Genomic DNA, 10,727 nt, shown 5'->3' with positions numbered 1-10,727 from the left:
CCCAGGAGTTCTGGGCGGTCTCCCGGACAAAAACGGTGAGGGGGTCCACCGGTGGCCTGCCGAGCTGGTTGCGGATGCCCTCCGATGCGATGGCGCCGGTCGGCGGGAACGGCTGGGACCACCACCGTAGGCCTGCAGACCGGCGGCGACGGTGGGGTCGTGCGCCAGGAGTGCGGCGATCGCGGCGTCGGGCAGCTCGCGGAAGTAGTGGCCTTTCCAGTAGCGGCGCTGCGCGTGTTCCTGGAGGTCGTCGTCGCGGCACTGCAGGTCGAGGTAGCTCAGTTCGACGACGCGCCGGGCGATGGGCTCGCCGAGGGCCTGCAGCGCCCGTGCGTGCTGCCGGCCTCCCTCGGAGTCGCCGATCCACACGAACCCGAGCGTCGCGATGCCGCCGGCGACCGTGGCGGTGTAGGTCGCCCGGCGCGGTGCGTCCCCGCTCAGGTCCCGCCAGCGGGCGGTCGGCGCCAGGGCCTCGGAGACGGGGAAGTCGAGTTCGACCGACAGTGCCCGGGTGCCGGAGCGGTGCAGTCGGAACTCGAACTGCGTCACCACACCGAAGTTGCCGCCGCCGCCGCGCAGACCCCAGAACAGCTCGGCGTTCTCCTCGGCCGATGACCGGACGACGTCGCCGGTGGCGGTGACGACCTCGCAGGACAGCAGGTTGTCGCAGGCCAGGCCGTGTTCCCTGGCGAGCCATCCCATGCCGCCGCCGAGGGTCAGGCCGCCGACTCCGGTGTGGGAGACGTTGCCTGCGGTCGTGGCCAGCCCGTGCGGCTGGCTGGCAGCGTCGAGCGCGCCGAGCAGGGCGCCGCCCTGGACCCACGCGCGCTGCCGCTCCGGATCGATGCGGACGCCGTTCATGGGAGAGAGGTCGATCATCAGCCCGCCCTCGGGCACGGCATGACCGGCGACGCCGTGCCCGCCGCATCGGACGCCGATCTCGAGGCCCTCGGCCCGCGCCAGCAGGATCGCCGTCGCGACGTCCGATGCCGTCCGGCAGCGCACGACCAGCGCTGGGCGCCGGTCCACCATCGCGTTCCACACGCGCCGTGCGGCGTCATACCTGGCGTCTCCTGGACGCAGCAACTCCGGGCCTGGCATGGCGCTACTCCCTCGGCTGGACACACTCGACGTGGTCGACCGTTCCCATTGCCGGAACTCATCGGTCCCCGCAGCGGCGCGCGACCGATGAGAATGCCCGGTGACCCGGGTCCTCCTCATCAGGCCCCGATCACCGGGCAGGCCGCACCGATGGAGGAGCACGGATGTCACGGACCCGGATCCACAACCTGGCCATCTCGCTCGACGGCTTCGCCACCGGGGAGCCGCAGTCCGCCGAGGCACCCTTCGGCCATGCCGGCGAGCGCCTGCACGAATGGATGTTCGGCACCCGGTTCTGGGCGGTGCAGGCGGGCGGGGCGGACACGGGGGGATCGGAAGGCGTCGACAACGCGTTCGCGGAGCGGCACAGCATCGGCTTCGGAGCCGAGATCATGGGCGCCAACAAGTTCGGCCCGCCGGGCTGGCAGGACGACCCGGACTGGAAGGGCTGGTGGGGGCCGAACCCGCCGTTCCACACACCGACCTTCGTGCTCACCCACCGCCCGCGGCCCCCGATGGAGATGGAGGGCGGCACCACGTTCCACTTCCTCGACGCTTCGCCGTCCGACGCACTCGGGACCGCCCGCTCAGCCGCCCATGGCCAGGACGTCCGGATCGGCGGTGGCCCCACGGTCGTGCGCGACTTCCTCGCCGCCGGGCTCGTCGACCAGGCGCATCTGGTCCAGGTGCCCATCCTGCTCGGCCGCGGGGTCCGGGTCTGGGACGGCCTGGAGGGCCTCGAGGACTCCTACGACGTCGAAGTCGTGGCGTCTCCGAGCGGCGTCGTCCACCTCACGTTCACACGCAAGATCGGCTCGTCGTAGCAGCGCCCCGCCGCCAGTGGGTGCCGGCGAACCCCGTGAGGCGGGTAGCGGTCGGTCCATGCCCAGGACGAAGTCGGAGAGCGGCTTGGGGTAGCGGCCAGGAAGCCCTGGAACCGGCCGGCGTCAGGGCACGAGGATGGCGCGGCCGCGGACCTTGCCGGCGTCGAGGTCGTGCAGGGCGTCGACCGCCTTGTCCAGCGGGTACTTCTGCGTGTGCAAGGTGACCCTGCCCGCCTGCGCGAGCACCATGAGCTCGGCCAGGTCGGGGTAGGTGCCGACGATGTTGCCGACGATGCTCCGTTCTGTGGAGATGATCTCCAGTGTCGGGATGCGCAGTTCGCCGCCGTAGCCGATGACGAAGTAGGAGCCGCCCGGCGCGGTCATCTGCCAGCCGTCCATCTCCGCGCCGTCCTCCGCGACGTAGTCGAAGACGACGTGCGCGCCGGTCCCGCCGGTGAGGTCCCTGACCGACTCGACCTGGTTGCCGTCGGCGAGCACCGTCTCGTCCGCCCCGACCTGCTCGGCGAGCCGCACCGCGTCGGCGTTGCGGTCGACGACGACGATGCGCGCGGCGGTCAGGGCCCGGAGGCACTGGATGCCGATGTGCCCGAGCCCGCCGGCACCCTGCACGACGGCGGTGGTGCCGGGGTGCAGCAGCGGCACGGCCTTGCGGACGGCGTGGTACGCGGTGATCCCGGCGTCGGCGAGCGCCGCGACGTCGGCGGGGTCGGTATCCGGGTCGAGCTGCACGCAGGCGCGGGCGGAGGTGCGCATGTACTCGGCCATGCCGCCGTCGTCGTCGGAGAGGCCCGGGAAGAACCCGTCCACGCAGTGCATGTCGTCACCGGCCCGGCAGGCCAGGCACAGGCCGCAGCTCGGCTGCGGGTGCAGGATCACCGTGTCGCCGACCGAGACGTTGGTGACGCCCTCGCCCACGGCGTGGACCCAGCCGGCGTTCTCGTGCCCGAGCACGTAGGGCAACCGAGGGTTCTGCGCGGCCTCCCACTGCCCCTCGACGATGTGCAGGTCGGTGCGGCAGACCCCGGCACCGCCGATCTTGACGACGACGTCCAGCGGGCTCCTGATCTGCGGTTCCGGGATCTCGTCGATCGACGGGTCCTGGTGGTAGCGGTGCAGGCGGACAGCTCTCATCGGACGCTTCTCCCGGAGCTTGGCGCGACCGCCGTCCGTCCCGTTCCGACGAGCGGCGACGACGGCTCACCCTCGTCCCGCACCGCAGCCCGGCGCAAGGTGCGCGCGTCCGGCATCCCGACCGAGCGTGGTCATGCATGCGTGGCTGCCCCACGGGGAGTCGCGGGGGCGCGGCCGAACGGTGTGGGTCCGGCCGGTGTGGGGGGCCAGCGTCCTGGGCAGAACCTCCTCGTGGTGGCTCTCGAGGTCGAGCCCGCACCCGTCCGTCCCGCCCGCCAGGGGCAGGGACCGGTCTGGGACGACGGGGCCGGCGAGTTGCTGTGGGTGGACGCCGCCGGCTGGATCAGATGGGCCCAGGTCGGTCCGGCCGGTGCGGTGCGCGACCTGGCGGTGCGGCCGGTCGGCGAACCCGTGGGCGCCGTCGCCCTCACGACGGCCCCGGGTTGGCTGCTGGCGGCCGGGAGCGGCTTCCGCCGGCTGTCCCCCGACGGGGAGGTCGGCGTCCTGCTGGACCTGGACGGGCCGGGCCGGATGTGCGGCGGCGCGTGCGACCGCGCCGGCCGGTTCCTCGCCGGGGTGACGGGCCTGCCCGAGACACGCGGCGTGGGAGCCGTGCACCGGGTCGACGTCGACGGCGTGGTCAGCATCGCGCTGGCCGATCTCGAGGAGCCGGCCGCGATCGCCTGGTCGCCGGACGACGACGTCCTGTACCTCGCCGACTCGGGCGCACGCACGGTGACCGCCTACGACTACGACCCGGATCTGGGCACGGCGGACCGGCCGCGGGTCCTGCTCGACTTCCCGATGGATGAGCCGGCCATTCCCTCCGGCCTGACCGTCGACGGGGCAGGACACCTCTGGGTCTCGCTGACCGGAGGCGGGCAGGTGCGCAGGTACAGCTCCGCAGGACGGCCGGAGGAGGTGCTGCGCGTGCCGGCGACGCAGCCGACCGGGTGCACGTTCGTCGGTCCTGCTCTGGACGTCCTGGTCGTGACGACGGCGGTCGAGGGGCTGTCGGACGTGGACCGGGCGGTCCAGCCCGATGCCGGCCGGCTGTTCACCGCGCACGTGCCCGACGTGGCGGGCCGGGGCACCTTCCGGTACCGGGGCCCGTTGAGGGGCCTGACCGCAGCGTGACCCGGCGACCCCGGCAGACCGCAACCGTCCCCGTCCTACGGCAGGGCGGCGCCCCGGTGTCGGCCCACATGTCACGGCACCGGTGTCGAGAGCCGGTTACGCGGTGACCGACCTGCCGGCGCCCGGGGAACAGGTGCTGGCAGCCGGGGAGGTGCCGGGCTACCTGGGGCCGGTCGCCGCCCTGGTGGTCGCCGCCGCGGTGATCGGGTACCTGACGGCGCGGGTCCGCGTGGTGCCGATCGTGGGGTTCCTGGTCGCCGGGGTCCTGCTCGGCCCCGCCCAGTTGGGCGTCGTCGAGAACAGCGAGACCGTCCAGGCCGCCGCCGACATCGGGGTCATCCTGCTGCTGTTCACGATCGGCATCGAGTTCTCGCTCGAGCGCCTGGCGCAGGTCTGGGCCTGGATCGCGGTCGCTGGCGGGCTTCAACTTGTGTTGGCCACCGGCACGGGCCTGCTCCTGACGCTCGCCCTCGGGGGCGACTGGCGCAACGGGGTCTTCACCGGGTTCCTGATCTCGCTGTCCTCGACGGCCATCGTGCTCAAACTGCTCGGGGACCGCCGGGACACGTCGACCGTGCGGGGGCGGCTGTCGGTGGCCGTGCTGATCAGCCAGGACCTCGCCGTCGTCGGGATGGTGCTCGTCGTCCCGCTGCTCGGCCCGAGTCCGGGCGAGGGCGAGACTGGCTGGGGCTCGCTGGTGCGATCGGTCCTGACCGCCGTGGGCGTCGTCGTCGCCGTCCTCCTGGTGGCCCGGCGGGTGACGCCCCCGCTGCTCGACGTGGTGGCCCGCACCTGTCTGCCCGAGGTCTTCCTGCTCGCGGTCGTCGCCGTCTGCTTCGGCACGGCCTACCTCACCGCGCTGGCCGGGGTGAGCGTCTCGCTGGGCGCCTTCCTCGCCGGCCTGGTCGTCAGCGAGAGCCAGGCAAGCACCCACGTCCTCGCCGAGGTGCTGCCACTGCAGATCATCTTCAGCGCCGTGTTCTTCGTCTCCGTGGGGATGCTCCTCGATCTCGGCTTCGTCATGGACAACGCCGTCCTGGTGGTGGGTGCGGCGCTCGTGGTGCTCGTGGCCAAGGCGATGACCGCTGGGGCGGCCGCCGCGGCGGCCCGCGTGCCCGCCCGGACGGCGGCGGCCACAGGCCTGCTGCTGGCGCAGATCGGCGAGTTCTCCTTCGTCCTGCTCACGGTGGGCACCGCCGCGGGGCTCGCCCCAGCGGTCATCGCCTTGGCCACGAGCACCACGAGCGCCGCACCCACCACCAGGACGGCGTTGTCCATGACGAAGCCGAGATCGAGGAGCATCCCCACGGAGACGAAGAACACGGCGCTGAAGATGATCTGCAGTGGCAGCACCTCGGCGAGGACGTGGGTGCTTGCCTGGCTCTCGCTGACGACCAGGCCGGCGAGGAAGGCGCCCAGCGAGACGCTCACCCCGGCCAGCGCGGTGAGGTAGGCCGTGCCGAAGCAGACGGCGACGACCGCGAGCAGGAAGACCTCGGGCAGACAGGTGCGGGCCACCACGTCGAGCAGCGGGGGCGTCACCCGCCGGGCCACCAGGAGGACGGCGACGACGACGCCCACGGCGGTCAGGACCGATCGCACCAGCGAGCCCCAGCCAGTCTCGCCCTCGCCCGGACTCGGGCCGAGCAGCGGGACGACGAGCACCATCCCGACGACGGCGAGGTCCTGGCTGATCAGCACGGCCACCGACAGCCGCCCCCGCACGGTCGACGTGTCCCGGCGGTCCCCGAGCAGTTTGAGCACGATGGCCGTCGAGGACAGCGAGATCAGGAACCCGGTGAAGACCCCGTTGCGCCAGTCGCCCCCGAGGGCGAGCGTCAGGAGCAGGCCCGTGCCGGTGGCCAACACAAGTTGAAGCCCGCCAGCGACCGCGATCCAGGCCCAGACCTGCGCCAGGCGCTCGAGCGAGAACTCGATGCCGATCGTGAACAGCAGCAGGATGACCCCGATGTCGGCGGCGGCCTGGACGGTCTCGCTGTTCTCGACGACGCCCAACTGGGCGGGGCCGAGCAGGACCCCGGCGACCAGGAACCCCACGATCGGCACCACGCGGACCCGCGCCGTCAGGTACCCGATCACCGCGGCGGCGACCACCAGGGCGGCGACCGGCCCCAGGTAGCCCGGCACCTCCCCGGCTGCCAGCACCTGTTCCCCGGGCGCCGGCAGGTCGGTCACCGCGTAACCGGCTCTCGACACCGGTGCCGTGACATGTGGGCCGACACCGGGGCGCCGCCCTGCCGTAGGACGGGGACGGTTGCGGTCTGCCGGGGTCGCCGGGTCACGCTGCGGTCAGGCCCCTCAACGGGCCCCGGTACCGGAAGGTGCCCCGGCCCGCCACGTCGGGCACGTGCGCGGTGAACAGCCGGCCGGCATCGGGCTGGACCGCCCGGTCCACGTCCGACAGCCCCTCGACCGCCGTCGTCACGACCAGGACGTCCAGAGCAGGACCGACGAACGTGCACCCGGTCGGCTGCGTCGCCGGCACGCGCAGCACCTCCTCCGGCCGTCCTGCGGAGCTGTACCTGCGCACCTGCCCGCCTCCGGTCAGCGAGACCCAGAGGTGTCCTGCCCCGTCGACGGTCAGGCCGGAGGGAATGGCCGGCTCATCCATCGGGAAGTCGAGCAGGACCCGCGGCCGGTCCGCCGTGCCCAGATCCGGGTCGTAGTCGTAGGCGGTCACCGTGCGTGCGCCCGAGTCGGCGAGGTACAGGACGTCGTCGTCCGGCGACCAGGCGATCGCGGCCGGCTCCTCGAGATCGGCCAGCGCGATGCTGACCACGCCGTCGACGTCGACCCGGTGCACGGCTCCCACGCCGCGTGTCTCGGGCAGGCCCGTCACCCCGGCGAGGAACCGGCCGGCGCGGTCGCACGCGCCGCCGCACATCCGGCCCGGCCCGTCCAGGTCCAGCAGGACGCCGACCTCCCCGTCGGGGGACAGCCGGCGGAAGCCGCTCCCGGCCGCCAGCAGCCAACCCGGGGCCGTCGTGAGGGCGACGGCGCCCACGGGTTCGCCGACCGGCCGCACCGCCAGGTCGCGCACCGCACCGGCCGGACCGACCTGGGCCCATCTGATCCAGCCGGCGGCGTCCACCCACAGCAACTCGCCGGCCCCGTCGTCCCAGACCGGTCCCTGCCCCTGGCGGGCGGGACGGACGGGTGCGGGCTCGACCTCGAGAGCCACCACGAGGAGGTTCTGCCCAGGACGCTGGCCCCCCACACCGGCCGGACCCACACCGTTCGGCCGCGCCCCCGCGACTCCCCGTGGGGCAGCCACGCATGCATGACCACGCTCGGTCGGGATGCCGGACGCGCGCACCTTGCGCCGGGCTGCGGTGCGGGACGAGGGTGAGCCGTCGTCGCCGCTCGTCGGAACGGGACGGACGGCGGTCGCGCCAAGCTCCGGGAGAAGCGTCCGATGAGAGCTGTCCGCCTGCACCGCTACCACCAGGACCCGTCGATCGACGAGATCCCGGAACCGCAGATCAGGAGCCCGCTGGACGTCGTCGTCAAGATCGGCGGTGCCGGGGTCTGCCGCACCGACCTGCACATCGTCGAGGGGCAGTGGGAGGCCGCGCAGAACCCTCGGTTGCCCTACGTGCTCGGGCACGAGAACGCCGGCTGGGTCCACGCCGTGGGCGAGGGCGTCACCAACGTCTCGGTCGGCGACACGGTGATCCTGCACCCGCAGCCGAGCTGCGGCCTGTGCCTGGCCTGCCGGGCCGGTGACGACATGCACTGCGTGGACGGGTTCTTCCCGGGCCTCTCCGACGACGACGGCGGCATGGCCGAGTACATGCGCACCTCCGCCCGCGCCTGCGTGCAGCTCGACCCGGATACCGACCCCGCCGACGTCGCGGCGCTCGCCGACGCCGGGATCACCGCGTACCACGCCGTCCGCAAGGCCGTGCCGCTGCTGCACCCCGGCACCACCGCCGTCGTGCAGGGTGCCGGCGGGCTCGGGCACATCGGCATCCAGTGCCTCCGGGCCCTGACCGCCGCGCGCATCGTCGTCGTCGACCGCAACGCCGACGCGGTGCGGCTCGCCGAGCAGGTCGGGGCGGACGAGACGGTGCTCGCCGACGGCAACCAGGTCGAGTCGGTCAGGGACCTCACCGGCGGGACCGGCGCGCACGTCGTCTTCGACTACGTCGCGGAGGACGGCGCGGAGATGGACGGCTGGCAGATGACCGCGCCGGGCGGCTCCTACTTCGTCATCGGCTACGGCGGCGAACTGCGCATCCCGACACTGGAGATCATCTCCACAGAACGGAGCATCGTCGGCAACATCGTCGGCACCTACCCCGACCTGGCCGAGCTCATGGTGCTCGCGCAGGCGGGCAGGGTCACCTTGCACACGCAGAAGTACCCGCTGGACAAGGCGGTCGACGCCCTGCACGACCTCGACGCCGGCAAGGTCCGCGGCCGCGCCATCCTCGTGCCCTGACGCCGGCCGGTTCCAGGGCTTCCTGGCCGCTACCCCAAGCCGCTCTCCGACTTCGTCCTGGGCATGGACCGACCGCTACCCGCCTCACGGGGTTCGCCGGCACCCACTGGCGGCGGGGCGCTGCTACGACGAGCCGATCTTGCGTGTGAACGTGAGGTGGACGACGCCGCTCGGAGACGCCACGACTTCGACGTCGTAGGAGTCCTCGAGGCCCTCCAGGCCGTCCCAGACCCGGACCCCGCGGCCGAGCAGGATGGGCACCTGGACCAGATGCGCCTGGTCGACGAGCCCGGCGGCGAGGAAGTCGCGCACGACCGTGGGGCCACCGCCGATCCGGACGTCCTGGCCATGGGCGGCTGAGCGGGCGGTCCCGAGTGCGTCGGACGGCGAAGCGTCGAGGAAGTGGAACGTGGTGCCGCCCTCCATCTCCATCGGGGGCCGCGGGCGGTGGGTGAGCACGAAGGTCGGTGTGTGGAACGGCGGGTTCGGCCCCCACCAGCCCTTCCAGTCCGGGTCGTCCTGCCAGCCCGGCGGGCCGAACTTGTTGGCGCCCATGATCTCGGCTCCGAAGCCGATGCTGTGCCGCTCCGCGAACGCGTTGTCGACGCCTTCCGATCCCCCCGTGTCCGCCCCGCCCGCCTGCACCGCCCAGAACCGGGTGCCGAACATCCATTCGTGCAGGCGCTCGCCGGCATGGCCGAAGGGTGCCTCGGCGGACTGCGGCTCCCCGGTGGCGAAGCCGTCGAGCGAGATGGCCAGGTTGTGGATCCGGGTCCGTGACATCCGTGCTCCTCCATCGGTGCGGCCTGCCCGGTGATCGGGGCCTGATGAGGAGGACCCGGGTCACCGGGCATTCTCATCGGTCGCGCGCCGCTGCGGGGACCGATGAGTTCCGGCAATGGGAACGGTCGACCACGTCGAGTGTGTCCAGCCGAGGGAGTAGCGCCATGCCAGGCCCGGAGTTGCTGCGTCCAGGAGACGCCAGGTATGACGCCGCACGGCGCGTGTGGAACGCGATGGTGGACCGGCGCCCAGCGCTGGTCGTGCGCTGCCGGACGGCATCGGACGTCGCGACGGCGATCCTGCTGGCGCGGGCCGAGGGCCTCGAGATCGGCGTCCGATGCGGCGGGCACGGCGTCGCCGGTCATGCCGTGCCCGAGGGCGGGCTGATGATCGACCTCTCTCCCATGAACGGCGTCCGCATCGATCCGGAGCGGCAGCGCGCGTGGGTCCAGGGCGGCGCCCTGCTCGGCGCGCTCGACGCTGCCAGCCAGCCGCACGGGCTGGCCACGACCGCAGGCAACGTCTCCCACACCGGAGTCGGCGGCCTGACCCTCGGCGGCGGCATGGGATGGCTCGCCAGGGAACACGGCCTGGCCTGCGACAACCTGCTGTCCTGCGAGGTCGTCACCGCCACCGGCGACGTCGTCCGGTCATCGGCCGAGGAGAACGCCGAGCTGTTCTGGGGTCTGCGCGGCGGCGGCGGCAACTTCGGTGTGGTGACGCAGTTCGAGTTCCGACTGCACCGCTCCGGCACCCGGGCACTGTCGGTCGAACTCGACTTCCCCGTCTCCGAGGCCCTGGCGCCGACCGCCCGCTGGCGGGACCTGAGCGGGGACGCACCGCGCCGGGCGACCTACACCGCCACGGTCGCCGGCGGCATCGCGACGCTCGGGTTCGTGTGGATCGGCGACTCCGAGGGAGGCCGGCAGCACGCACGGGCGCTGCAGGCCCTCGGCGAGCCCATCGCCCGGCGCGTCGTCGAACTGAGCTACCTCGACCTGCAGTGCCGCGACGACGACCTCCAGGAACACGCGCAGCGCCGCTACTGGAAAGGCCACTACTTCCGCGAGCTGCCCGACGCCGCGATCGCCGCACTCCTGGCGCACGACCCCACCGTCGCCGCCGGTCTGCAGGCCTACGGTGGTGGTCCCAGCCGTTCCCGCCGACCGGCGCCATCGCATCGGAGGGCATCCGCAACCAGCTCGGCAGGCCACCGGTGGACCCCCTCACCGTTTTTGTCCGGGAGACCGCCCAGAACTCCTGGG

The 10,727-nt window shown here is 72.9% G+C and carries 10 protein-coding genes; 6 read left to right on the top strand and 4 right to left on the bottom strand.

Annotated features, from left to right (window positions below; all coding sequences use genetic code 11):
• On the bottom strand, positions 1-1,101 hold a 1,101-nt coding region (locus E4P40_RS23110), incomplete at its 3' end, for an FAD-binding oxidoreductase (protein ID WP_135160727.1).
• Positions 1,102-1,265: 164 nt separating this feature from the next.
• Here E4P40_RS23110 and E4P40_RS23105 point away from each other — a divergent pair.
• Complete coding sequence (locus E4P40_RS23105) at positions 1,266-1,925, top strand: dihydrofolate reductase family protein (protein ID WP_135160728.1); 660 nt, start codon at positions 1,266-1,268, stop codon at positions 1,923-1,925.
• Between the two features lie 123 nt (positions 1,926-2,048).
• Here E4P40_RS23105 and E4P40_RS23100 read toward each other — a convergent pair whose 3' ends face one another.
• Complete coding sequence (locus E4P40_RS23100; protein ID WP_135160729.1) at positions 2,049-3,077, bottom strand: NAD(P)-dependent alcohol dehydrogenase; 1,029 nt, start codon at positions 3,075-3,077, stop codon at positions 2,049-2,051.
• Positions 3,078-3,311: 234 nt separating this feature from the next.
• On the opposite strand from E4P40_RS23100, the gene E4P40_RS23095 reads away from it, so the two are divergent.
• The 3 genes from E4P40_RS23095 (at position 3,312) to E4P40_RS29145 (ending at position 6,354) form a co-directional block, all read left to right on the top strand.
• Positions 3,312-4,214: an SMP-30/gluconolactonase/LRE family protein gene (locus E4P40_RS23095; RefSeq protein ID WP_167762352.1), complete on the top strand. Its 903-nt coding sequence runs from the start codon at positions 3,312-3,314 to the stop codon at positions 4,212-4,214.
• 103 nt (positions 4,215-4,317) lie between these two features.
• Positions 4,318-5,667, top strand: coding sequence for a cation:proton antiporter (locus E4P40_RS29150; RefSeq protein WP_245160535.1), 1,350 nt, complete (start codon positions 4,318-4,320; stop codon positions 5,665-5,667).
• Between the two features lie 492 nt (positions 5,668-6,159).
• Positions 6,160-6,354 carry a hypothetical protein gene (locus tag E4P40_RS29145; RefSeq protein WP_135160731.1) on the top strand — a complete coding sequence of 65 codons (195 nt, stop codon included), beginning with the start codon at positions 6,160-6,162 and terminating at the stop codon, positions 6,352-6,354.
• 159 nt (positions 6,355-6,513) lie between these two features.
• Here the strand turns inward: E4P40_RS29145 and E4P40_RS23080 are convergent, their stop codons facing one another.
• The gene (locus tag E4P40_RS23080; RefSeq protein ID WP_167762352.1) at positions 6,514-7,416 is read right to left on the bottom strand and encodes an SMP-30/gluconolactonase/LRE family protein; all 903 of its coding nucleotides are present in this window, start codon (positions 7,414-7,416) and stop codon (positions 6,514-6,516) included.
• 234 nt (positions 7,417-7,650) lie between these two features.
• Here E4P40_RS23080 and E4P40_RS23075 point away from each other — a divergent pair, with 234 nt between their 5' ends.
• Entirely contained in the window at positions 7,651-8,679 is a 1,029-nt protein-coding gene (locus E4P40_RS23075; protein ID WP_135160729.1) for an NAD(P)-dependent alcohol dehydrogenase, read from the top strand.
• A 123-nt stretch (positions 8,680-8,802) separates the two neighbouring features.
• Here E4P40_RS23075 and E4P40_RS23070 read toward each other — a convergent pair whose 3' ends face one another.
• Positions 8,803-9,462 (bottom strand): dihydrofolate reductase family protein, encoded by a 660-nt coding sequence (locus tag E4P40_RS23070; protein WP_135160728.1) that lies wholly within the window; start codon positions 9,460-9,462, stop codon positions 8,803-8,805.
• A 164-nt stretch (positions 9,463-9,626) separates the two neighbouring features.
• Here E4P40_RS23070 and E4P40_RS23065 point away from each other — a divergent pair.
• Positions 9,627-10,727: FAD-binding oxidoreductase (locus E4P40_RS23065; RefSeq protein ID WP_135160727.1), on the top strand; the 1,101-nt coding region annotated here is incomplete at its 3' end.

It is taken from the genome of Blastococcus sp. CT_GayMR20 (assembly GCF_004570345.1).
This window is presented reverse-complemented; position numbering and strand designations above follow the sequence as displayed.